We start from the raw sequence: 20,805 nt of genomic DNA on the forward strand, positions 1-20,805 counted from the left end.
CGTCTCATGGTTAGGCGATTAGCTGCTTAATATTTACTTTACGAATCAGCTCTTAGTTTGTACAGCCATTACGTATTTCTACCAGAACCTTTAACTCAGCCAAAATTAGCGATGCGATCGCCTCGCTCATTACCAAGGTTCCAAGCGATTGTGTTCTACAAAATAATTATCGATGATTACAAAACTGACATCTCAACAAGAAGAATCCATCGCATCTTATCAGCAAAAATGGAGAGCGATTAATTTATCTATAGAGCGTATAAATCGCAATAGAGTATTGGCTGTACTAGAAGATGTATACAATTTTTATGCTGAAAGTTTTACAATGCCTGAAATCACTTTTTTTGAGAGTCCGTATGCTGCTTTTAGTGCTGAGTTAAGACTTGCAACAGCTAACTTCAACGGTCTTAGTGATGATGAAATTATTAATCAGGTAGCTAGCTTACAAACTATTTGTGGCGAAGGTAAACCAAGAACTCATTTATGGTGGGATTTAAATACGGAATTATATCCAAGCGGACTGAATCCTCAAATCAGTCTAGAAATTTGGAAAGTTTTAGATGAAAATCTTACGGATAAAGTAGGTAGTAGAATTCATACGCAATTATGGAATGTTTTATGGGATTGGCTTTGCGAAAGGTTAAGTAGTGAGTTGAAAGACTGTCCTGATGCTTTTGGTCGTTTTTACGATAACTTTATTTATCCTAATTCTGAATGGGCAAGCTACGCTGGACTATTCGACTATTGCATCAATGAACTAGGTTGCCAGCATAACCAGGAGCAATGGCAGGTTTACAAAGATTTATGTACTGAGTGTGGTTGGTGGTTTATACCAATGCCTATACATTACATAATTTGTGATAGACCTACAAAATTACTGCTTGATAATTACGGCAAACTCCATGCTGATGGAGAAACTGCAATTCAGTTTGCTGATGGTTTCGGTTTATACGCTCATCACGGTAAAGTTGATTCAATTTGTTTTCCCTAAAGTTATTTACTCTGTCTTGTCGTCAAAGGTCAGGCTCAAACCCAACGAACTAAGCATCCCGTTGTCAAGAAACTGTCAAAATCAACACCAATAAACAAAAAGCAGCGTAAATTTTCTTAGGCTTTAAGAATTTAACTCAGTTTGTAAAATAACTGCGGTAATTTATGATGCCTAGTTTTTTATTCACCCAAAATTTACGCTAACACTTATTTTTTGTCCAAAGTTTAATAATCGGGGGAACAATATTGAGTTTCGCAATGTTCCTTTTCCAAATTGAGGAAGTTTGACTAAGTAGGTGTGTGCAATTAACTTTTAGTAGCTTTTCAATCAGTACAACGTTTTCATGTCAATCTATTTATATATTTAATTCAGCTTTAATTCAGCCCACCTACTTACTTACAAATATTGGGCATCATCTGTTAGATCAAGGGATAACGTGTCTCTAAATAACAAATGAGCGTTAGAAAAATGGTAGGAATTATCCTTCCCATTCTTGACGAGTATCGCACAGAAAATTGTCTGCGATCGCATCATCAAATAAATAGGGGCAATGCTCTGGAAAAGTTCGTAATGGTAAGTTAGTTTCTCGTAGCGCCAAATCGACTCCCGCTTCAAAGCCATCTAACAAGGCTTCTTCTGTTCGAGACTTTAAACTGGGGTTCTGTCGTAAATGCCTATGGATGGCGCGGCGCTGTTCTCGAATTGTTAAAAACCAACTGCGAGAGCGTTGTTCGGGTTGATACTCCCACTTCAAGAGATGACCGAGTAATACACTCAGACGGCTCACGAGTTCCCGATACTCCTGTCTCCCTAAAGCTTGAATTTCCTCTTGCAGGTGTTGCCAGTCCAGTTCCATAACTAGCCTCTGCTCTAACGCTTTAGCCTGCTGCTGTGTCCAGCCATAGAAGTCTTGGTCATACAAAAAAGGTTTGTCCATAGAGTTAAGAAACGAGAGCTATAGCGCTTCTGGGTTCAGTCTAATACAGACCTAACCCCCAGCCCCTTCCCTACTAGCGTTGGGGAGTAAAATTCAAAGCCTCTCTCCTTTTAGGAGAGAGGTTTGGAGAGAGGTCAGAGTATACTGCATACAAACGAGAAACGTTATATTTTAATGATTTCAATTCAATTCTGAACAAATATTCAACTAGCCTTCGCCTCATCCCCGGATGCTTCAGCCACAGCCGCCAATCTCTCCGCCGCAGCTTGGACAATTTGAGCCACTTGGGCCAAAGGCATGTGCTGGATTTGTCTAAGAATCAGACTCAAATCTGAGGTTTCTGGAATTGGCTTGCCATCAATGCAGCTAATTAACTCTTCCATTGTGTAGCCTGCTTTCGATGCGATTCGAGCCAAATTTTCTGTATCTGGAACCTTCACACCTTTTTCCCACATCTGAACAGCAGTAGCAGATACCCCCAAAAGCTTACCAAATGCTCGCTGACTCATTGAACCGCGAGCTAGTTTAATGATTTCAATCAGTTTTTGTTTGCTTTCGATCTTCACTGCTTATATAGCTAGCCAACTGTATTTACAAGTCTACTTTCAATATTACAAGTTTACTTTTATATTGACAGCCTTGTGTTTTAGTACTAAACTATATCTTTGGTTGTAAATCGGCAACTACAGTCATCAAGCTAGTAGACTAACCCATCTATCTTTAATCAACCCAAAAAACTTAGTTTGCTACGGCAGTTGTGCTAGTAGCTAGACTTTGCTGCGAAGAAATAATATCGAAGGTGCATCATGTTTCGCAAGCCACGCAAAATTAACCAATATCGCCGCAAAGGTAAAAATCTTATAGCCACTAATAAAATTAAACCAGAACAGTGGAACATTTCTGAGGCAGAAACCAAAGAAGCTTTAAAAGTTAAAGGCTACGATGTTAAGCAAATCAAAAAAATCCACCTTTTGAAGCATCAAGTGTGTATTTCTTATTGGGATGCAAAAGGCAATATATGCAGCAGCTTTTTTAGCTACCGGATTTTTGCACGTTGGCAAGAAGAAGCCCAAAAGTTAATTTATACCTGTCAAACCCTGAAGGAATGGGCAAAGCTAAATTACGTCATGAAGTACGAATTTGCCTATTACCATTATCCCAGTGAAATGGAAGATGCACTCCACACGATACTAGAAAACCACCTGTGTGTGTTAAAAGCAACAGTACAACAAGTGGTTTTACAGGAATCTTAATAGCAAAAATTAGTTAGCGGCAGAAGTCGCTAACTCCGCGAGACGTTCTTGTTGGTCTAGAGATATACAAGATTGGATAAGCGTTTCTAAATCACCATCCAAAACAGGGTTAAGAGAATAATTCTGACCTAAGCGGTGATCGGTAGCGCGGTTATCTTTATAATTATAGGTGCGAATTTTTTCCGATCGCGATCCAGTACCAACCTGCGATCGCCGCATGGAAGTAACAGCTTCTTGTTGTTCGCTTAACTTGATTTCATACAACTTCGCCCGCAGAATTTGCATCGCCCGTTCTTTGTTTTGCAACTGGCTGCGTTCTTCTGTACAGAAAATGCGTATTCCCGTTGGTTTGTGCATCAAGTCAACGGCTGTTTCCACCTTGTTGACGTTTTGTCCACCAGCACCACCAGAACGAGCTGTGGTCATTTCAATATCTTTCGGGTCAATGTGAATTTCCACATCATCGACCTCTGGCATAATCGCCACGGTAGCTGTAGAAGTATGAACCCGTCCACCAGACTCAGTTGCCGGCACGCGCTGCACGCGATGCACTCCAGCTTCAAACTTTAGCTGGCTGTAAACATCATTACCTTTAATTTCGAGAATGACCTCTTTCCAGCCACCCATTTCTCCGCGAGATTCGCTCACTAGAGAAACTTTCCAACCTTGAGTCTGGGCATAGCGGGTGTACATCTGCATCAAATCGCCAGCCCAAATACTTGCTTCATCGCCACCAGTACCAGCGCGAATTTCCAACATGATATTCTTTTCATCATTGGGGTCGCGTGGTAACAGTAAGACTTTCAAGCGAGACTCTAAATGTTCTATTTTCTCTTCAAGTTCTTTGACTTCCAGTGATGCCATTTCTTGCAACTCTGGGTCACTTGCAGATTCTTTGTAAACCTGACGCGCTCCGATTAAATCTTCTTGGGCTGTTTTCCAAATTTCATAAGTATTAACGACCTCTTCCAAAGAAGAACGAGACTTAGCAATTTCTTGATACTCATCAGGATTGCTAGCGGTATCGGGGTCGCCAAGACGACGTGTTAATTCATTAAAAGTTTGTTCAACGGATTTTAGTTTGTCCAGTAAGTATGATTCAGCCATGACGATTGCGATCGCTCCTTAAAAAATAACAAATTGGCTCGAGCATATAAATGAAAATCGACCCAGCTGATGCAGGGCCGTCGTTAACAGCAGAGCCAACCCGCTACTTTTTGTTTTGATCGTCGCCAGATGTTTGAGTGCTGCTCATACCGTACTTGCGGAGGAAGCGCTCTACTCGACCTTCAGTGTCAATAATCTTCTGAGTGCCGGTGTAAAATGGGTGATTTCCAGACCAAACATCTACATGCAATTCTGGCTTTGTAGAGCCAATAGTCATAACGACTTGACCGTTGCAGTAAACTTTAGCATCTGGATACCACTTGGGGTGAATATCAGCTTTAGCCATTGTTCCTTTTGTGATGAATCTATCTTTATCAATTATAACTTTCAGGTTTCAATTGGAGCTAGGGATTAGGGACTGGGGACTAGGGATTGGGGACTGGGAAAGATGTAAATAAACAACGGACTTTTCACAATACTCAATTCTCAATACCTAATCTCCAATACCCAGTACCCAGTCCCCAATCGCTTATCGCTTAGAGTACTGAGGCGCTTTCCGAGCTTTATGTAAACCATATTTCTTCCGCTCTTTTGCTCTGGGATCGCGAGTCAAATAACCTTCGGTTTTCAAAGGTGGGCGGTTGTCTGGGTCTAGTTGGCACAAAGCACGAGCAACTCCCAAGCGAACAGAATCAGCCTGTCCGGTCAAGCCGCCGCCTTCTGCTTTTACCAAAATGTCATATTCGTTTTCTAATCCTAGAGTTTCCAGGGGTGCTTTAATCACTCCCAGGTAGTTGGGGTTGAATTGGAAATACAAGGTTCCATCTTTACCGTTCACAATCAGTTGACCGGTGCCTGGAACCAAGCGTACCCGTGCTACTGCGTTCTTACGACGGCCAGTACCCCAGTATACGGCGCGACCGCTATTAGCATCTGCTACTACCATTAATTTTCTTCTCCAGGAATTGTACTAACTTTTAGTTCTTTAGGTTTTTGAGCATCATGGGGATGCGTAGGCCCAGCGTAAACTTTCAGCTTGGTGAACAACTGCTTACCGAGGCTATTTTTAGGTAGCATACCTTTAACAGCTTGTTCTAAAATCCGCTCTGGTATGCGCTCTTGCAGTTTAGCGAAAGTTTCGGTTTTCATCCCACCGGGGCGACCAGAATGGCGGCGGTAAAGCTTTTGAGTGCGCTTTTTGCCTGTAACTGCTACTTTCTCGGCATTGATGACGATTACGAAGTCACCTGTATCTAAATGAGGCGTATATTCGGGTTTCTTTTTGCCTCTTAATACCTGAGCGATTTCGCTGGCGAGGCGACCGAGACGTTTATCGGTGGCATCTACTATGTACCACTCACGCTCAAGGGTTGCTTGAGAAGGAAGGTATGTTTTAACTATTGTCATTTGTCATTTGTCCTTTGTCATTTTTAATTTGTCATTAGTCATTTGTCCTTTGTCATTTGTTATTTGTCCTTTGCCCTTTGTCAGTTGTCCTTAGTTATTCACTAATGACCAATGACTAATGACCAATGACTAATGACCAATGACTAATGACTCTTGACTAGTGACGAACTTTGGCAAGGTGTCGTACCAAATCTCTTTTGGAAAGGGAAAATCGGGATAGCCGACTCGCAACAAGCACAAGCCTTGAGGCGGTGCGGCATATTTCACTTCTTCCCGACGTTCTTGTTTCCAGAGTTCGGTGAAGCTAGAAAGTGTTCGTTCTCCAGAACCTACTTGTACCAGCATCCCTACCAACAGCCGTACCATGCCATACAAAAATCCATCTGCCTGTATTTCAATATGGATAAATGGCCCATTGCGACGACACTCTGCTGCTTGCACCTCTACCCAGGAATGCGATCGCTTTGAGCCTGCACGGTGGAAAGCAGCTAAGTGATGCTTTCCCAAGAGAGGTTTCAAGGCAGCTTGGATTAAAGATTCATCCAGGGGTGCATAATAATAATGCCAACTGAAGGGTCTTACAAACAAGTTAAGCCGATCTTCAGTATATATTGTGTAGCGATACCGTCGATAGGCTGCACTAAAGCGAGCGTGCCAACGGTTATCGACACTAGCTGAAGCCCTGATTAATATATCTGGCGGCAGGTAGCTGTTGAGGATTGTTGCCCACTTGTGAGGCGGAATAAAACCTGTTGCTTCAAAATGGGCTACTTGAGCAGCAGCGTGAACTCCTGAATCGGTTCGCCCAGCCCCATGTAGTGTTACATGATGCCCAAGAATAGTCGCGATCGCAATTTCGATCTCTTCTTGGACTGTCCGGTGTTGTTTTTGCCTTTGCCAGCCATGAAAATGAGTGCCCAGGTATTGGATTACCAAGGCTACTCGATGAGTTTGTGTCGGCTGGTGGCTTTCTAACATACAGATTTTGTCCTTTGTCATTTGTCTTTTGTCAGTTGTCCTTTGTTATTCACTAATACTTCGACTTCGCTCAGTACAAGTGATCAATGACTAATGACGAATGACTAATGACTTAAACCAATTCAATTATTGCCATTTTTGCATTATCGCCCCGACGCGGTACGGTATGCAGGATGCGGGTATAACCGCCCTGGCGATCGCCATATCGAGTAGGAGCTTGCTCAAATAGAGCGTGAACCAGTTGTTTGTCGAAGATATAGCCAAGGGCTTCACGGCGTGCCGCCAAGGAGCCATTTTTAGCTAGGGTAATCATTTTTTCCACTTCACTGCGGAGAACTTTCGCTCTAATTAAAGTGGTGGTGATCTTACCATGACGGATCAGCTCGGTGGCGAGCGATCGCAGTAAAGCACGGCGTTGATCGGCTGGTTTACTGAGTTTTTTGACGCGACAACGGTGACGCATAATTATGCACTATGAATTATGAACGGTTTTTCTTAAGGGTGTTTAGAGCCTCTTTCCATTGGCAGGGTGATGCCCAAGCGTCGCTGCAAAGCTTCCACGACTTCTTCTGCTGACTTCTGCCCAAAGTTCTTAATTTCTAAGAGGTCTTCTTGGGTATAATCCAACAAATCTGCCACAGAGTTAACTTGTGCTCGTTTGAGACAGTTATATGCCCGCACAGAAAGTTGCAACTCTTCGATGGGTATCTGGGCAGTTGGGTCGTCTGGAATATCCGAACCTGTGTCTGTTGGTTCTAGGGAGATGTCCTTCAACGGGTTGAATAAATCTACCAAGATCGCAGCAGCAGAAGATAGTGCTTCTTGAGGAGAAACACTGCCATTTGTCCAAACTTCCAACAGTAGTCGGTCTTTTGGAATCAAGCCTTCCCCACGAGATTCTTCAACACTGTAGTTGACTTTTCGCACTGGCATAAATATCGAGTCGATTTGAAGAAAATCCAACGATGTGGCTTCTTCACGTCCTCGCTCTACAGTGCGATAGCCTTTGCCTTTCTCGATCCGAAATTCCATTTCCAGCTTTCCACCCTCAGCGATGGTGGCTACATACTGGGTAGGATCGATGATTTCTACTTCACTAGGCAAATCAAAATGCGCCGCAGTGATTGTTGTTGGACCGGTAACGAGTAATCTCCCAATCTGAGGCTGCGAAGAATAGTTTTTCAGGATAACTTCCTTCATTCTCATGAGGATTTCCAGCACATCTTCCCGCACGCCCGGAACTGTGGCGAACTCATGTGAAACGCCCGCAATCCGCACTGCTGTAACTGCTGTACCTTCTAAATTAGACAGTAAAACCCGCCGCAGTGCGTTGCCAACAGTTGTTCCTTGACCGCGTTCTAGAGGTTCCAATACAAATTTGCTGTAATGGTTCCGACTTTCTTCGGTATTCGACTCTACACATTCAATTTGAAACTGCGCCACGGATGAGCCTCCCTTTTTCTAAGGTGCTGCTAGCAGACAAATCAATTGCCTCCAGAATTGACTGCCAATTTTCGATTTTGGACTTTGGATTTTGGATTGTGCTTCTTTCGTTCATGCTCCACCTCTTAATTATTGGCGGAACAAATCTTAAATCATCAACTTAAAATCCACGAGGCCCAGCACCCTTATAGTCGGGTTCAATCTAAAATCGCAAACCTAAAATCCAAAATTGATTAATAATATTTTGGGTAGCCCGAAGTTTAACAGCTTTCCTGACGGGAAAATCTGACGTGCTTCTGGTCGCCCAACCTTTAACTCAATGACAGTTTGAACGTTAGACGCTCAAGCGGTCATTGCTGGCTGTAACTTTTCGTCCTCACTGCCCAGCCCAAGTCTTGGTATTTAAACTCGACGGCGCTTGGGTGGACGACAACCATTGTGAGGAATCGGGGTAATATCCCGAATCAGTGTAATTTCCAGTCCTGCTCCTTGAAGTGCCCGAATAGCGGTTTCTCTACCTGCTCCTGGACCACTGACCATTACCTCTATTTGGCGCATTCCTTGATCGATAGCTCGGCGAGCTGCACTTTCAGCTGCGGTTTGCGCTGCAAAGGGAGTTCCCTTTTTTGCTCCCTTAAAACCGCTAGAACCAGCGCTAGCCCAGGATATGACATCTCCATTTTGATCGGTAATGGTGACAATGCTATTGTTGAAAGTAGACTGGATGTATGCCATTCCACTGGGTACATTCCGTTTCTGCTTCTTGCTCCCGGTTTTTTTAGTTGGTTGTCTCGCCATACTTGTTTAGTTGATTTAAGGTAAAACTTGCTCGCATTAGCAAGCGTTGCAAAATTATTTCCCTGGAGCCTTTTTCTTCCCGGCCACTGTCTGCCTTCTGCCTCTACGGGTTCTGGCATTGGTGCGAGTTCTTTGTCCTCTGACTGGTAAGCCCATACGATGACGACGACCTCTGTAGGTACCAATGTCAACTAAGCGCTTGATGTTCAAAGACTCCAAGCGCCGCAAGTCGCCTTCAACTTGATAGTTGGTTTCTATTTCCCCTCGTAGGGCTGTCACATCGGCATCACTTAAGTCCTTAACGCGAGTGTCTGGGTTCACACCAGTAGCCGCTATAATTTCTTGAGAACGTGATAAACCAATTCCATAGATGTAAGTCAGACCGATCTCGACGCGCTTATCGCGTGGAAGGTCTACTCCGGCAATACGTGCCACAATGAACTCTCCCTATTGTTCTCGCAATTACTGTTGGTTGGAAAAACGTGATTAATCGCGTCTTTTCGTTTTAATGATGATATGCGTCCTGCAACTAGCTCTATTGGTAAGAGCGTTATCCTTGACGTTGTTTGTGCTTGGGGTTCACGCAAATCACCATAACGCGACCACGACGTTTGATCACGTTACATTTTTCACAAATTTTCTTGACAGAGGCTCTAACTTTCATGCCTTTTATTTTTTGACTCCAAATATAAAATTATAGCATTTTTAGGAAAATTAATCCAGTTAAATGACTAAGAAACAGTCAAAAAAATGGTTTTATGGTATAATTCTCTACATATAGTTACTTCTTTCGTAGTCGATAGGTGATTCTGCCTTTGGTCAAGTCGTAGGGGGTTAACTCTACCTTGACGCGATCGCCGGGCAAAATCTTGATATAATTTCGGCGAATCTTGCCGGAAATGTGTGCTAGCACATTAAAACCATTGTCCAAGTCAACGCGAAACATCGCATTGGGCAAGGACTCTGTAACCGTGCCTTCCATTTCAATCAAATCTTGCTTAGACAATTTGTTTTTTCCTCAACTCAACAATTTCGTGTTCAGTTGCAGCGCTTCATCTGCAAAGAAACACATTTTAAGAAATATATCAACAGTTTATTAATATATCTTAGCTAAAATTGATCTTTTTTTTGTAGAAGGGCATGGCGCATGGGGCATGGTGCATTGGGCATTGGGAAAGAATTACTGTAGGTAGCTCCTCCCATACTTCCTTGTCTCCCTCATGCCCTCGCCCTTTCTTTTTCAGGAAGCGATTACCTTTTGTAGTTCATTAGTGACATCTTCTTGGGACTGATTGCCATTGACTGTTAGGAGTTTTTTGCGATCGCCATAATAATCAATTAAAGGTGCAGTTTCCGCGCGGTACACTTCTAAACGACGACGAATCACTTCTTCAGTATCATCTTTTCGTCCTCTAGCTAGCAAACGCGCGATGACAATTTCATCTGGTGCATCTAAATTGACTACCTTTTCGCCACCTTGATATATTGCTTCGAGTAACTTCTCCAAAAAAGCTGCTTGGGTCACTTTTCGGGGAAAGCCATCAAGAATCCAACCATTTTTGGCATCTGGTCGATCGAGGCGTTCCTGTACCAAGTCCTGCACTAGCTGGTCAGGTACTAATTCGCCGCTATCAACATAGCTTTGAGCTTTTATTCCTAAAGGAGTCTGCTCTTTCATGGCTTGTCTTAATATTTCACCAGTAGAAATATGGGGGATATTCAAGTGTTCAGCCAAAGTTTGAGCTTGTGTTCCTTTACCCGCTCCAGGTGGTCCCAAGAAGATTAATCGCGTCACTATTATTTCACCATTCCTTCATAGCGCTGAGAGATGACATAAGTTTGGACTTGTTTGGCTGTCTCAATTGCCACACCAACTAAAATCAACAAAGATGTCGCACCGATGCCCCGGAAAGTTTTTACATTCAAAGCGCTTTCCACGGCTGTGGGGATAATAGCGACGAAGCCCAAAAAGATCGCACCCAAAAAAGTTAGTCGGTTGGACACGCGTTCGATATACTCGCTAGTTGCCTTGCCGGGACGAATTCCAGGAATACTAGAACCCATTTTCTTCAAGTTCTGTGCTACATCTACTGGGTTGAGAATCAACGAAGAATAGAAGTAGCTGAAGAAAACAATGGAAATCATGTAGACCAAGGCATAGACCCAAGAGCTAGAACCGCTTGGACTCAAATAAGTGTTAACTATATTCGCCAAATCGGCATTTTTAGTAAAATTGGCGATCAGCAGTGGCAAACTGAGGATGGCAGCAGCAAAAATAATTGGCATCACACCGCCTTGATTTAGCCGCAGTGGCAAATAGCTACGCTGCTCGGCTAAAACTCTCCGACCTACTTGGCGACGAGCCGAAATAATTGGGATGCGGCGCATTCCTTCCTGAACAATCACAATACCAACAATTGTTGCGAGGAAAACTAAGATCAGGACGATTACGCGACCCACTGCTTCCCGACCGCCGACTTGCACCAAGTCGATGGTATCGCCTAAAGCTTTTGGTAATGACGCAACAATGTTGACAAAAATCAACAAAGATGCCCCGTTTCCAATACCCCGTTCTGTAATTAGTTCTGATGCCCACATGACGAACATAGAACCAGCAGTCAGAGCGATCGCAGTTTCAGCGACAAAGATTGGCCCTGGCTTTAAGGCGAATTGCTGGAGGAATAATGCCGAAAAAGCTGTACTTTGAAGAATTGCCCAACCTACAGTGACATAGCGGGTAATTTGCGATATTTTTCGCCGACCTGCTTCGCCTTCATTTTTCTGTAAATTTTCTAAAGATGGAATCGCCGCAGTAAGCAATTGGATGATAATAGACGCATTAATGAAGGGCAAAATTCCTAAAGCAAAGACTCCCAAAGTCGAAAGTCCTCGCCCGGAAAATATATCCAATAAGCCAAATATGGAATTACTGCCCGATATGGCTTCGGCAAATCTTGGTCTATCAATCCCTGGAACGGGTAAGAAAATACCCAGGCGAACCAAAATTAAAATACCGACGGTGACAAGCAGCCTACCTCTGAGACCAGCTGCCTGCGCCATCTGCATAAAAGTTTCTTGAGCCGTTGGGGCTTTATCTCGACTGATCATAGAGTGCTACCTTTATAGTGAACCAAGCACTGGCAGCGAGTTGGCTTGCATTTAAGTGCGCTGTTCTGGCTCACTCATAAGACTTCACAACTACCACCAGCTGCCTCAATTTTGCTACGAGCTGAACCTGTGAAAGCTGCCGCTTGTACCTTGAGCGGAATGCTCAATTCCCCGTTACCTAAAATTTTCAATGGCCCTTTGACAGCAGTCAGGATACCTGCGGCTTTCAATGAGGTCAAAGTTACTTCCGTATTCGCGGGAAGAGAGGCTAGCTTCTCTACATTAATCGTAGTGTAAATCCTCTGATTAACAATCGGAAAGCCCTTCAGTTTAGGTAGGCGGCGGTACAATGGCTGTTGACCACCTTCAAAACCTGGTCGAGTCCCGCTACCAGAACGAGATTTTTGACCACGCATACCTAGACCTGCACTAGCACCTTGACCAGCAGAAATACCTCTAGCTACACGGCGCTTACGTTTCTTTGAGCCTTTTTGCGGCTTAACATCATGGAGTCTCATAAGTTATCAAGTTCTCATTTGTCGTTTCTCATTTGTCATTTGTCATTTGTAGTTGGTCATTTGTTCAGAACAAAGGACAACTGACTAAGGACAAATGACTAATTAAATGTAGAGACTTTCAATAGGAATACCGCGATCTTCCGCGACTTCAGAAAGAGTCCGCAATGTAGATAAAGCATTGACTGCTGCTCTAGCATTATTGAGCGGATTGTTGGAACCAAGTTGCTTGGCTAAGATGTTACGAACTCCTGCCAATTCCAACACAGTCCGCACAGCACCACCAGCAATTACCCCAGTACCAGGTGCGGCTGGACGCATAATCACTTTTGCACCGCCACCGACACCATTAATGGGATGGGGGATGGAGTTGGATTTAGTAATTGGGATATCAATGAGGTGTTTTTTGCCGTCAGCTACGCCTTTTTTAACTGCGCCAATTACATCTGAAGCTTTGCCTACTCCGACTCCAACTTGACCGCGTTCGTTACCAACGACAACGATCGCTCGGAAGCTGAGTTTTTTACCACCTTTGACCACTTTACTTACGCGGCGGATTTGGATAACCCGCTCTTGCCAAGTGGTTTCTTCTTTTTTGGCACGCTTTGTTCTACTTTTACGCTCTGTTGCCATAATCTATGCTCTGGTGAACGTCATTTGTCAGTTGTCATTTGTCATTTGTCCTTTGTCATTTGTCCAATAACTAATGACTAATGACCAATGACTTTAGAAATCTAAACCAGCTTCGCGTGCTGCATCAGCTAGTGCTTTGACACGACCATGATATAAGTTACCACCACGATCAAAGACTACTTTGGTGATGCCTTTTTCTAGCGATCGCACTGCAATCAACTTACCAACTTGTACCGATGCATCGCGGTTTGCACATGACGCTAAACTAGATTTCAACTCTGGTTCTACAGTCGATGCGGCCACGATGGTTTGATGTTGAGTATCATCAATTACCTGGGCATAAATATGCTCATTAGAACGAAATACGGATAAACGCGGACGTTCTGGGGAGCCAACAACTTTGCCACGAACGCGTCGATGACGACGGTTTTTTGATTCTCTACGAGTAAGTTTCATTTCTACTTCTTACCACCCTTACCAGTCTTACCAGCTTTGCGTCTGACCACTTCACCGGCATAGCGGATGCCTTTACCTTTGTAAGGTTCTGGTGGACGAACAGCACGAATTTTGGCGGCTGTGTTACCGACGATTTCTTTGTCATAGCCGCTAACAATGACATTAGTGGTACCTTCTACGGCAAACTGAATTCCATCTGGTGGTTCAATTTGCACCTGATGGCTGTAACCCATATTCAAAACTAGGTTACGCCCTTGAATTTGTGCCCTATAACCCACACCTTGAATTTCCAAACGGCGCTGAAAACCTTGGGAAACTCCCTCGACCATGTTGGCAACTAAAGTGCGGCTCAAGCCGTGCAATTGCTTTGATATCCGAGTTTCATCCCGACGATTTACGTGTAATATTTCCCCCTCTTGAGAGAGTGAGACATTATCTCTGAGAGTGCGAGAAAGTTCTCCTTTCGGGCCTTTCACCACAATATTCGTACCATCGATCGCCACTTGAACTTTGGCGGGAATAGTAATTGGACGTTTACCAATACGTGACATGACTTTTTGTCCTTTGTTATTTGTCCTTTGTCCTTTGTCCTTTGTCTTTCACTAATGACAAATGACTAATGACCAATGACTAATGACTAATGATTACCAAACGTAACAAAGTACTTCGCCACCCAAGTTCTGACGCCGCGCTTCGCGGTCAGTCATAATGCCACTGGATGTAGAAATAATGGCAATGCCAATGCCGCCTAGTACTCTTGGTAATTCTTTTCGATTTGAATAAACACGCAAACCAGGCTTACTCACTCGCTTTAAGGCGGTGATCAGAGGCTGACGGTTTTTTCCCTTGTATTTCAGGGAAATCACCAGATTGCGTTTTACCCCTTCTTCTGCTTCTTCGATTTCAGCAATAAAGCCTTCCTCCCGTAGCACTTTGGCAATGCTCCGGGTCAATTTTGTCGCTGGCACTTGTGTAGTTTGATGCCGCGCCAGGTTGGCATTGCGGATGCGCGTCAGCATATCTGCAATTGTGTCGTTAGCCGCCATCGTTCCCTCTATAGATGAACTTATTGATCGCGAAAGGGCATTCCTAATTCTTTAAGTAAGGCGCGTCCCTCTTCGTCGTTTGTTGCTGTGGTGATGATGGAAATATCCATCCCACGCACTTGATCGATGCTGTCGTATTCGACTTCTGGAAAAATTAACTGTTCTCTCACACCTAGAGTGTAGTTACCGCGTCCGTCAAAGCTTTTGGGGCTAACGCCGCGAAAATCTCGAATTCTGGGTAGTGACAGGCTAACTAACCGATCGAAAAAGGCATACATCCGTTCGGCTCTGAGTGTCACCATGATCCCCACAGGCATCCCTTGACGAATCTTAAAGCCAGCGATCGCCTTTTTCGCCCGTGTCACTACTGGTTTTTGACCAGTTACTACGGCAATCTCATTGATGGATGCCTCTAGTGACTTCGCATTTTGAGCTGCTTCACCCAAACCTCGGTTAATCGTAACCTTTACTAATTTCGGTACTTGATGAACGTTGGTATATTGAAACTGATTAATCAGTTTGGGGACGATCGTCTCTTGATATAAGGTTTTGAGTCTTGTTGTTGCCATAGTTTTTTGTCCTGATATCCCTGGGCTTGGTCAGGGAATAAAGTTATGAGTTATGAGTTATGAGTTAAATTTAATTCCTAACTCTTAATTCCTAACTTCTAACTACTTATCGATAATTTCGCCAGTTTTCTTGAGTTTTCTGACCTTTTTGCCTTCTGAGGTAAAGGTGTAACCAACACGACTAGCAACGTTTTGCTTGGTGGAATAAAGCATTACGTTGGAGCTATGAATCGGGAATTCTTGGGTAATAATTCGCCCTGATTCCCCTTCTTGCTGGGGTTTAACGTGCTTGGTCTTGATGTTGACACCTTTGACGATGACTTTACTCAGTTGGGGAAGTGCCTGAGTAATTTCGCCAACTTTTCCTTTGTCTTTACCAGCAATCACTTGTACGGTGTCGCCAGTTTTGACGTGCATTTTGTGGAATACTTTGGGCGTACCCTGTTTGGTTGCCATTAAAGCACCTCCGGAGCCAGAGAAACAATTTTAGTGAAGTTTTTATCGCGCAGTTCCCGTGCAACTGGGCCAAAAACCCGTGTGCCTCTGGGATTACCGTCTTTGTTGATAATTACAGCAGCGTTATCATCAAAGCGAATACTCATGCCGCTGTCACGATTTACAGCTTTCCGAGTCCGAACAATTACTGCTTCTACCACATCAGACTTTTTAACAGCCATGTTGGGTGTAGCATCTTTGACAACTGCGATAATTTTATCGCCAATAAAACCATAACGACGGTTGCCTCCGCCTAAGATGCGGATGCACATCAGTTTGCGGGCGCCGCTATTATCTGCGACATTCAGGTAAGTCTGGGGTTGAATCACAATTATTCTCCCTTGTAATGTTGTTAGTTTCTAACAACGATGAGGTTTAAGTAGGCTTGACGTTCAGGACTTCTGTGATTTTCCAGCGCTTGGTTTTACTCAGGGGTCTAGTTTCCTGAATGCGAACGCGATCGCCTACTTTACACTGATTTTCTTCGTCGTGAACTTTATATCGTTGGGTGTTAACCACAATCTTGCCGTACTTGGGGTGAGGAGCGCGGTTTTCTATGGCGACTACCACAGTTTTTTGCATTTTATCGCTCACTACCAAGCCAACTCGTTCTTTAACTGCCATAATCTCCTACTTCTCTTCTTTAGCCGATTGACTTGCTGCCCGTTTGCGTTCTGTTTCTAGCGTCAGCAATTGCGCTAGGCGGTGGCGCAATTGTCTGAACTGATGGGGCTTTTCTAATTGTCTGGTGGCTTTTTGCAAGCGCAACTGAAATAGTTGTCTTTTGATCGAGACAATTTCATCAGAGAGCTTCTCGTCGCTTAATTCTCTAGCTTCTGACATTTTGGGAAGAGGCATAAGCTACTCCTGCTCCTGTGGTTGAGAGCGCACAATAAACTTGGTTTTGATGGGCAGTTTAAATGAAGCCAAACGCATCGCTTCACGAGCTATTTCTTCAGAAACCCCACCGATTTCAAACAAAATTCGTCCTGGCTTGACTACAGCTACCCAAAACTCTGGATTACCTTTACCGGAACCCATCCGGGTTTCAGCAGGACGCATGGTTACAGGTTTATCAGGGAAAATCCGAATCCAGATTTGTCCACCCCGACGAATATAACGAGTCATTGCCCGACGGGAAGCCTCGATTTGACGCGAGGTAATCCAAGCCGGTTCTTGAGCTTGGAGGGCAAAATCACCGAAGTTGAGGGTACTACCACGGCTGGCTAGTCCTTCCATCCGTCCGCGCTGTTGTTTGCGGAATTTAGTTCTTCTAGGGCTTAACATGGTTTGTCATTTGTCATTTGTCATTTGTCATTTGTCATTTGCCATCTGCCATTTACTAATGACTAATGACTAATGACGATTTATCCTTCATTTGAGCGGTCTTCAAATTGCTGGCGACGACGTTGTTGTTGACGACGACGGGGTTCACGTTCGCGATCGCGGGGGTCACGTTCGCGATCGCGGTTTGCGGGTGGTAGCGGTTCTGGTTCCTGTCCAGGAATAATTTCTCCCTTAAACACCCATACTTTGATACCCAAAATGCCGTAAACAGTTTTTGCTGTGCAATAAGAGTAGTCAATGTCAGCCCGTAAGGTATGTAAAGGTACTCTACCTTCACGAGTCCACTCTGTCCGGGCAATTTCCGCACCGTTGAGGCGACCGCTAACTTGGATTTTAATACCTTGGACGCCAGCGCGTTGGGCACGTTGAATTGACTGTCTTACTACCCGCCGAAAGGAAACGCGGCGTTCCAATTGTTGAGCAATGTATTCAGCAATTAGGTAAGCATCAGCATCAACCCGTTGAACTTCAACTACGTTAATGCGGATTTGACGATTACTACCCAATAATCCTTGGAGTCCGGTACGTAAGGATTCAATACCTTGTCCACCACGACCCACTACTACCCCAGGTCTAGCTGTGCGTACTTCTAAGTCGATTTGGTCGGCTTTGCGCTCAATCCGCACTTCGGAAATTCCGGCGTTGTTTTGAGCTTGTCTACCCAGCTTTTGTTCTATGTATTGACGGAGTTTGTGGTCTTCTTGGAGAAGTTCTGGATAGCGATCGGGAACAGCAAACCAACGGGATTGATGTTCATGTGTAATACCCAGGCGAAAACCAACTGGATGAATCTTTTGTCCCACAAATGCTTCCTCTAAAATTTCTTACTTTACGCAATTTATTGGTTAACGTGCTTATTTTTCTGGAGCAGCTGCAACAGCTACGGTAATATGACACGTCGGTTTGCGAATTTGGTAAGCTCGACCTTGCGCTCTTGGTTGGAATCGCTTCAACGGCGGCCCTTGATCGGCATAAGCCTGAGTAATCACTAGTTGAGTCCGATCTAACCCAGCGTTGTGTTCGGCATTGGCAGCAGCGCTTCTGAGAACCTTCAATATGGGTTCAGTGGCGCGATAGGGCATGAATTCTAGGATGATTAACGCTTCTCGGTAAGATCGCCCGCGGATTTGATCGAGTACCCGACGCACCTTGTAAGCCGAGATGCGGATAAAACGAGCGATCGCTTTTACTTCAGTAGTATTAGTAGCCATAATTTTCTCCAATTTTGTCCTTCGTCTTTCGTCCTTTATCCTTTGTCCTTTGTCGAAAGTTAATAACTAATGACCAATAACAAATGACAAATGACCAATGACTAATAACTACCTACCTGCTTTCTTGTCGCTTTTTCCATGACCCCTGTAGGTGCGTGTCGGGGCAAATTCACCCAACTTATGTCCTACCATCTGTTCATTTACAAAAACAGGAACGTGTTGGCGTCCGTTATGAACAGCTATAGTGTGACCTACCATTAGGGGCAAAATTGTCGAAGCTCGTGACCAAGTTTTAATAACTTCTTTTCTGTTGTTATCGTTGAGCTTTTCAATTTTCTTTAGGAGATGATCCGCAACAAAAGGACCTTTTTTTAGAGAACGACCCATAGTTCAATTTTGGATTTAGGATTTAGGAATTACAAGTGAGGAGTGAGGAGTTAGTAATTAGGAGTTAGATTTTACTCTCAACTTATAACTCTTAACTCTTAACTCCTAACTCTTTAAGACTCACGACCACCGCGACCGCGTTTAGAAGACTTACGACGACGACGCACAATCAACTTGCTGCTAAGTTTCTTGCGATTGCGTGTTTTCGCACCCAATGTGGGTTTACCCCAAGGTGTAACAGGCCCCGATCTTCCGATAGGCGCTCTACCTTCACCACCACCATGTGGGTGATCCACTGGGTTCATGACGCTTCCTCTAACTTTAGGACGACGACCTTTCCAGCGATTTCGTCCGGCTTTACCTGCACTCAGGTTTCTCGCATCGGTGTTGCCTACTTGCCCAATGGTGGCGTAGGACTCGCGTCGAATCAAGCGGACTTCTCCTGAAGGCAACTTGAGAGTTACATAATTACCTTCTTTTGCCACAACTTGAGCGCTAGCACCAGCAGCACGGACAATTTGACCACCTTTACCAGGGGTCAGTTCTACGTTGTGAACACTAGTACCCAAGGGAATCTTCGAGAGCGGTAACGCATTACCATCTTCAAAGGGAGCTTCCGGTCCAGAAATAATTATTGTTCCAACTTTCAACCCGTTGGGGTGAAGGATGTACCGTTTTTCGCCGTCTTGGTAATACAAAAGGGCAATTCTGGCGTTACGGTTAGGATCGTATTCAATTGCTGCGACTTTTGCCGGAATATTATGTTTATCCCTTTTAAAGTCGATTATCCGATAAAGCTGTTTGTGTCCGCCACCCCGGCGACGACTAGTAATCCGCCCGTGATTATTCCGACCTTTGGCGCGATGCTTCGAGGTAGTTAAGGATTTTTCTGGTTCGCTTCTGGTAATTTCCGCAAAGTCAGAGATTGTAACTTGGCGAGTGCTGGGGGTATAAGGGCGATAAGAACGAGTACCCATAATCTATTTTGGATTTTGGATTTTGGATTTACTTAATTTTGGATTTTGAACTTTTGATTTTGAATTTAATGAGTGTTTAACTAATTGCCACCATTTTCGGTACTTATTCAGTCAACTCCTCAATCTAAAATCTAAAATCTAAAATCTAAAATTTTTAGACTTCTGGGAATAGAACTTGTCTAATCTTGTCTTCATCCCCAGGTGCGACTGTAACAATGGCTCGCTTATATTGGGGTTTATAACCAATAAATTTACCAACGCGCCGCTTTTTGCGCGGTGGTAGAGTGGTGTTGACTTTTACAACCTTGACCTGAAACAAGTCTTCGATCGCAGCCTTGATTTCTGGCTTAGATGCCTTTGGAATTACTTCAAAGGTGTACTTGTTTTGCTCCATCAAGATTGTCGCTTTCTCGGTGACGATTGGGCGACGTACTAAGTCGGCAAGGTCGCGGGGGTCAAAGCTAGGCACTGTAGACCTCCTGAATTTTTTCTAGGGCTGATGCCGTAACTACAATTTTGTCAGCGTGCAGTAAATCAAAAACATTTAGCTGGTCAGCTGCAATTAGTTTTAAATTTTCAATGTTGCGGGCTGATAAATAAACGTTATCTGTATCCGCAATTTCAGACAAAATTAACAGTGCCTTGCTTTCTGGTACTACTCCCCAACGGGCAAGCGCTGCTACTAATTCTTTAGTTTTGGGGCGAGATAGCTCGGTGCTAAATTCTTCTACTACGATCAAGTCGTCAATGCGGCTGACAAATGCTGTCCGCAGTGCTAAACGCCGCTCTTTGCGGTTCAATTTGAGGTTGAAGTCTCTGGGTTTTGGCCCAAATATTACACCACCACCACGCCACAATGGCGAACGAATAGACCCTGCACGAGCGCGACCTGTGCCTTTTTGCCGCCAAGGTTTACGACCGCCACCCCTGACTTCCGCACGAGTTTTTGTGCTGGCATTTCCTTGACGAGCATTGGTCAATTGCCGTACTAAGGCGCGGTGCACAATATGAGACGCTGTTTCTTCTTTGGCAGTGCGCAACTCGAAGGTCGTCTCGCCGACCTGTTCTCCTTGCCAATTTTTAACTACGCTTTCAACCATTTTTGTTATTTGTCCTTTGTCATTTGTCAATTGTCTTTTGTCTTTAG

Annotated in this window: 34 protein-coding genes; 2 read left to right on the forward strand and 32 right to left on the reverse strand. The window is 44.2% G+C overall.

The window, feature by feature from the left end; translation table 11 throughout:
* Positions 1-172 precede the first annotated feature (172 nt).
* The gene (locus RMY64_RS23290; protein WP_322672237.1) at positions 173-991 is read left to right on the forward strand and encodes a DUF6745 domain-containing protein; all 819 of its coding nucleotides are present in this window, start codon (positions 173-175) and stop codon (positions 989-991) included.
* Positions 992-1,469: 478 nt separating this feature from the next.
* Here RMY64_RS23290 and RMY64_RS23295 read toward each other — a convergent pair whose 3' ends face one another.
* Together RMY64_RS23295 and RMY64_RS23300 are read right to left on the reverse strand one after the other, a co-directional pair.
* Positions 1,470-1,928 carry a DUF29 domain-containing protein gene (locus RMY64_RS23295; protein WP_322672236.1) on the reverse strand — a complete coding sequence of 153 codons (459 nt, stop codon included), beginning with the start codon at positions 1,926-1,928 and terminating at the stop codon, positions 1,470-1,472.
* A 203-nt stretch (positions 1,929-2,131) separates the two neighbouring features.
* Positions 2,132-2,494, reverse strand: a complete 363-nt coding sequence (locus tag RMY64_RS23300) for a helix-turn-helix domain-containing protein (RefSeq protein ID WP_094328443.1) — start codon at positions 2,492-2,494, stop codon at positions 2,132-2,134.
* 240 nt (positions 2,495-2,734) lie between these two features.
* Here RMY64_RS23300 and RMY64_RS23305 point away from each other — a divergent pair, with 240 nt between their 5' ends.
* Complete coding sequence (locus RMY64_RS23305) at positions 2,735-3,181, forward strand: hypothetical protein (protein ID WP_322672235.1); 447 nt, start codon at positions 2,735-2,737, stop codon at positions 3,179-3,181.
* Between the two features lie 9 nt (positions 3,182-3,190).
* On the opposite strand, the gene prfA is transcribed toward RMY64_RS23305, so the two are convergent.
* The 30 genes from prfA to rplD form a co-directional block, all read right to left on the reverse strand.
* Positions 3,191-4,288, reverse strand: a complete 1,098-nt coding sequence (prfA, locus tag RMY64_RS23310; RefSeq protein ID WP_322672234.1) for a peptide chain release factor 1 — start codon at positions 4,286-4,288, stop codon at positions 3,191-3,193.
* Positions 4,289-4,391: 103 nt separating this feature from the next.
* Positions 4,392-4,634 carry a 50S ribosomal protein L31 gene (gene rpmE, locus RMY64_RS23315; RefSeq protein WP_109011936.1) on the reverse strand — a complete coding sequence of 81 codons (243 nt, stop codon included), beginning with the start codon at positions 4,632-4,634 and terminating at the stop codon, positions 4,392-4,394.
* Between the two features lie 183 nt (positions 4,635-4,817).
* On the reverse strand, positions 4,818-5,234 hold the full coding sequence (rpsI, locus tag RMY64_RS23320) for a 30S ribosomal protein S9 (RefSeq protein ID WP_104906415.1): 417 nt from the start codon (positions 5,232-5,234) through the stop codon (positions 4,818-4,820).
* On the reverse strand, positions 5,234-5,689 hold the full coding sequence (gene rplM / locus RMY64_RS23325) for a 50S ribosomal protein L13 (protein WP_322672303.1): 456 nt from the start codon (positions 5,687-5,689) through the stop codon (positions 5,234-5,236). Before rplM ends, rpsI begins: the two co-directional genes overlap by 1 nt.
* A gap of 135 nt (positions 5,690-5,824) precedes the next feature.
* Positions 5,825-6,673, reverse strand: coding sequence for a tRNA pseudouridine(38-40) synthase TruA (gene truA / locus RMY64_RS23330; RefSeq protein ID WP_322701291.1), 849 nt, complete (start codon positions 6,671-6,673; stop codon positions 5,825-5,827).
* Between the two features lie 112 nt (positions 6,674-6,785).
* A complete protein-coding gene (gene rplQ / locus RMY64_RS23335; RefSeq protein WP_100901254.1) occupies positions 6,786-7,136 on the reverse strand; it encodes a 50S ribosomal protein L17 in 351 nt (116 codons plus the stop codon).
* 32 nt (positions 7,137-7,168) lie between these two features.
* Complete coding sequence (locus RMY64_RS23340; protein ID WP_322672233.1) at positions 7,169-8,116, reverse strand: DNA-directed RNA polymerase subunit alpha; 948 nt, start codon at positions 8,114-8,116, stop codon at positions 7,169-7,171.
* A 402-nt stretch (positions 8,117-8,518) separates the two neighbouring features.
* A complete protein-coding gene (rpsK, locus tag RMY64_RS23345; protein ID WP_069070761.1) occupies positions 8,519-8,914 on the reverse strand; it encodes a 30S ribosomal protein S11 in 396 nt (131 codons plus the stop codon).
* Between the two features lie 54 nt (positions 8,915-8,968).
* Positions 8,969-9,349, reverse strand: coding sequence for a 30S ribosomal protein S13 (gene rpsM, locus RMY64_RS23350; RefSeq protein ID WP_104906411.1), 381 nt, complete (start codon positions 9,347-9,349; stop codon positions 8,969-8,971).
* Positions 9,350-9,464: 115 nt separating this feature from the next.
* Positions 9,465-9,578 carry a 50S ribosomal protein L36 gene (gene rpmJ, locus RMY64_RS23355; protein ID WP_015129703.1) on the reverse strand — a complete coding sequence of 38 codons (114 nt, stop codon included), beginning with the start codon at positions 9,576-9,578 and terminating at the stop codon, positions 9,465-9,467.
* Between the two features lie 117 nt (positions 9,579-9,695).
* Complete coding sequence (gene infA / locus RMY64_RS23360; RefSeq protein WP_006276978.1) at positions 9,696-9,920, reverse strand: translation initiation factor IF-1; 225 nt, start codon at positions 9,918-9,920, stop codon at positions 9,696-9,698.
* A 234-nt stretch (positions 9,921-10,154) separates the two neighbouring features.
* A complete protein-coding gene (locus tag RMY64_RS23365; protein WP_322684761.1) occupies positions 10,155-10,709 on the reverse strand; it encodes an adenylate kinase in 555 nt (184 codons plus the stop codon).
* A gap of 2 nt (positions 10,710-10,711) precedes the next feature.
* Positions 10,712-12,022: a preprotein translocase subunit SecY gene (secY, locus tag RMY64_RS23370; protein WP_104906409.1), complete on the reverse strand. Its 1,311-nt coding sequence runs from the start codon at positions 12,020-12,022 to the stop codon at positions 10,712-10,714.
* Between the two features lie 74 nt (positions 12,023-12,096).
* Positions 12,097-12,540 (reverse strand): 50S ribosomal protein L15, encoded by a 444-nt coding sequence (gene rplO / locus RMY64_RS23375; protein ID WP_322684762.1) that lies wholly within the window; start codon positions 12,538-12,540, stop codon positions 12,097-12,099.
* Positions 12,541-12,642: 102 nt separating this feature from the next.
* Positions 12,643-13,170 (reverse strand): 30S ribosomal protein S5, encoded by a 528-nt coding sequence (rpsE, locus tag RMY64_RS23380; protein WP_322672230.1) that lies wholly within the window; start codon positions 13,168-13,170, stop codon positions 12,643-12,645.
* A 93-nt stretch (positions 13,171-13,263) separates the two neighbouring features.
* Positions 13,264-13,626, reverse strand: a complete 363-nt coding sequence (rplR, locus tag RMY64_RS23385) for a 50S ribosomal protein L18 (protein ID WP_322679497.1) — start codon at positions 13,624-13,626, stop codon at positions 13,264-13,266.
* Between the two features lie 2 nt (positions 13,627-13,628).
* Complete coding sequence (gene rplF, locus RMY64_RS23390; RefSeq protein ID WP_322672228.1) at positions 13,629-14,177, reverse strand: 50S ribosomal protein L6; 549 nt, start codon at positions 14,175-14,177, stop codon at positions 13,629-13,631.
* Between the two features lie 93 nt (positions 14,178-14,270).
* Positions 14,271-14,672 carry a 30S ribosomal protein S8 gene (rpsH, locus tag RMY64_RS23395; protein ID WP_094349096.1) on the reverse strand — a complete coding sequence of 134 codons (402 nt, stop codon included), beginning with the start codon at positions 14,670-14,672 and terminating at the stop codon, positions 14,271-14,273.
* Between the two features lie 20 nt (positions 14,673-14,692).
* A complete protein-coding gene (rplE, locus tag RMY64_RS23400; RefSeq protein WP_322684763.1) occupies positions 14,693-15,241 on the reverse strand; it encodes a 50S ribosomal protein L5 in 549 nt (182 codons plus the stop codon).
* 102 nt (positions 15,242-15,343) lie between these two features.
* Positions 15,344-15,697 carry a 50S ribosomal protein L24 gene (gene rplX / locus RMY64_RS23405; protein WP_322701267.1) on the reverse strand — a complete coding sequence of 118 codons (354 nt, stop codon included), beginning with the start codon at positions 15,695-15,697 and terminating at the stop codon, positions 15,344-15,346.
* Positions 15,697-16,065: a 50S ribosomal protein L14 gene (gene rplN, locus RMY64_RS23410; protein WP_099101129.1), complete on the reverse strand. Its 369-nt coding sequence runs from the start codon at positions 16,063-16,065 to the stop codon at positions 15,697-15,699. Before rplN ends, rplX begins: the two co-directional genes overlap by 1 nt.
* Positions 16,066-16,111: 46 nt before the next feature.
* Complete coding sequence (gene rpsQ / locus RMY64_RS23415; RefSeq protein ID WP_094349093.1) at positions 16,112-16,360, reverse strand: 30S ribosomal protein S17; 249 nt, start codon at positions 16,358-16,360, stop codon at positions 16,112-16,114.
* A gap of 6 nt (positions 16,361-16,366) precedes the next feature.
* On the reverse strand, positions 16,367-16,594 hold the full coding sequence (gene rpmC, locus RMY64_RS23420) for a 50S ribosomal protein L29 (protein WP_322701268.1): 228 nt from the start codon (positions 16,592-16,594) through the stop codon (positions 16,367-16,369).
* Between the two features lie 3 nt (positions 16,595-16,597).
* The gene (gene rplP / locus RMY64_RS23425) at positions 16,598-17,023 is read right to left on the reverse strand and encodes a 50S ribosomal protein L16 (protein WP_069070775.1); all 426 of its coding nucleotides are present in this window, start codon (positions 17,021-17,023) and stop codon (positions 16,598-16,600) included.
* An 80-nt stretch (positions 17,024-17,103) separates the two neighbouring features.
* Entirely contained in the window at positions 17,104-17,886 is a 783-nt protein-coding gene (gene rpsC / locus RMY64_RS23430; RefSeq protein WP_322684764.1) for a 30S ribosomal protein S3, read from the reverse strand.
* 51 nt (positions 17,887-17,937) lie between these two features.
* The gene (rplV, locus tag RMY64_RS23435) at positions 17,938-18,294 is read right to left on the reverse strand and encodes a 50S ribosomal protein L22 (RefSeq protein WP_069070777.1); all 357 of its coding nucleotides are present in this window, start codon (positions 18,292-18,294) and stop codon (positions 17,938-17,940) included.
* 108 nt (positions 18,295-18,402) lie between these two features.
* A complete protein-coding gene (gene rpsS / locus RMY64_RS23440) occupies positions 18,403-18,681 on the reverse strand; it encodes a 30S ribosomal protein S19 (protein WP_012410721.1) in 279 nt (92 codons plus the stop codon).
* 113 nt (positions 18,682-18,794) lie between these two features.
* The gene (rplB, locus tag RMY64_RS23445; RefSeq protein ID WP_322672226.1) at positions 18,795-19,658 is read right to left on the reverse strand and encodes a 50S ribosomal protein L2; all 864 of its coding nucleotides are present in this window, start codon (positions 19,656-19,658) and stop codon (positions 18,795-18,797) included.
* A 154-nt stretch (positions 19,659-19,812) separates the two neighbouring features.
* The gene (locus tag RMY64_RS23450; protein WP_069070779.1) at positions 19,813-20,127 is read right to left on the reverse strand and encodes a 50S ribosomal protein L23; all 315 of its coding nucleotides are present in this window, start codon (positions 20,125-20,127) and stop codon (positions 19,813-19,815) included.
* Complete coding sequence (gene rplD, locus RMY64_RS23455; RefSeq protein ID WP_322672225.1) at positions 20,120-20,758, reverse strand: 50S ribosomal protein L4; 639 nt, start codon at positions 20,756-20,758, stop codon at positions 20,120-20,122. The genes RMY64_RS23450 and rplD overlap by 8 nt, the downstream gene beginning before the upstream one ends.
* Between the last annotated feature and the right edge of the window lie 47 nt (positions 20,759-20,805).

The organism is Nostoc sp. DedQUE08 (assembly GCF_034530895.1).
Lineage (GTDB): Bacteria > Cyanobacteriota > Cyanobacteriia > Cyanobacteriales > Nostocaceae > Nostoc.

Bases quoted from the DNA above. Each gene is read 5' to 3' on its own strand.
- RMY64_RS23290 (WP_322672237.1), top strand. From the start codon at position 173: ATGATTACAAAACTGACATCTCAACAAGAAGAATCCATCGCATCTTAT.
- RMY64_RS23295 (WP_322672236.1), bottom strand. From the start codon at position 1,928: ATGGACAAACCTTTTTTGTATGACCAAGACTTCTATGGCTGGACACAG.
- RMY64_RS23305 (WP_322672235.1), top strand. From the start codon at position 2,735: ATGTTTCGCAAGCCACGCAAAATTAACCAATATCGCCGCAAAGGTAAA.
- prfA (WP_322672234.1), bottom strand. From the start codon at position 4,288: ATGGCTGAATCATACTTACTGGACAAACTAAAATCCGTTGAACAAACT.
- rpmE (WP_109011936.1), bottom strand. From the start codon at position 4,634: ATGGCTAAAGCTGATATTCACCCCAAGTGGTATCCAGATGCTAAAGTT.
- rpsI (WP_104906415.1), bottom strand. From the start codon at position 5,234: ATGGTAGTAGCAGATGCTAATAGCGGTCGCGCCGTATACTGGGGTACT.
- truA (WP_322701291.1), bottom strand. From the start codon at position 6,673: ATGTTAGAAAGCCACCAGCCGACACAAACTCATCGAGTAGCCTTGGTA.
- rplQ (WP_100901254.1), bottom strand. From the start codon at position 7,136: ATGCGTCACCGTTGTCGCGTCAAAAAACTCAGTAAACCAGCCGATCAA.
- rpsK (WP_069070761.1), bottom strand. From the start codon at position 8,914: ATGGCGAGACAACCAACTAAAAAAACCGGGAGCAAGAAGCAGAAACGG.
- rpmJ (WP_015129703.1), bottom strand. From the start codon at position 9,578: ATGAAAGTTAGAGCCTCTGTCAAGAAAATTTGTGAAAAATGTAACGTG.
- secY (WP_104906409.1), bottom strand. From the start codon at position 12,022: ATGATCAGTCGAGATAAAGCCCCAACGGCTCAAGAAACTTTTATGCAG.
- rplO (WP_322684762.1), bottom strand. From the start codon at position 12,540: ATGAGACTCCATGATGTTAAGCCGCAAAAAGGCTCAAAGAAACGTAAG.
- rpsE (WP_322672230.1), bottom strand. From the start codon at position 13,170: ATGGCAACAGAGCGTAAAAGTAGAACAAAGCGTGCCAAAAAAGAAGAA.
- rplR (WP_322679497.1), bottom strand. From the start codon at position 13,626: ATGAAACTTACTCGTAGAGAATCAAAAAACCGTCGTCATCGACGCGTT.
- rplF (WP_322672228.1), bottom strand. From the start codon at position 14,177: ATGTCACGTATTGGTAAACGTCCAATTACTATTCCCGCCAAAGTTCAA.
- rpsH (WP_094349096.1), bottom strand. From the start codon at position 14,672: ATGGCGGCTAACGACACAATTGCAGATATGCTGACGCGCATCCGCAAT.
- rplE (WP_322684763.1), bottom strand. From the start codon at position 15,241: ATGGCAACAACAAGACTCAAAACCTTATATCAAGAGACGATCGTCCCC.
- rplX (WP_322701267.1), bottom strand. From the start codon at position 15,697: ATGGCAACCAAACAGGGTACGCCCAAAGTATTCCACAAAATGCACGTC.
- rpsQ (WP_094349093.1), bottom strand. From the start codon at position 16,360: ATGGCAGTTAAAGAACGAGTTGGCTTGGTAGTGAGCGATAAAATGCAA.
- rpmC (WP_322701268.1), bottom strand. From the start codon at position 16,594: ATGCCTCTTCCCAAAATGTCAGAAGCTAGAGAATTAAGCGACGAGAAG.
- rplP (WP_069070775.1), bottom strand. From the start codon at position 17,023: ATGTTAAGCCCTAGAAGAACTAAATTCCGCAAACAACAGCGCGGACGG.
- rplV (WP_069070777.1), bottom strand. From the start codon at position 18,294: ATGGCTACTAATACTACTGAAGTAAAAGCGATCGCTCGTTTTATCCGC.
- rpsS (WP_012410721.1), bottom strand. From the start codon at position 18,681: ATGGGTCGTTCTCTAAAAAAAGGTCCTTTTGTTGCGGATCATCTCCTA.
- rplB (WP_322672226.1), bottom strand. From the start codon at position 19,658: ATGGGTACTCGTTCTTATCGCCCTTATACCCCCAGCACTCGCCAAGTT.
- rplD (WP_322672225.1), bottom strand. From the start codon at position 20,758: ATGGTTGAAAGCGTAGTTAAAAATTGGCAAGGAGAACAGGTCGGCGAG.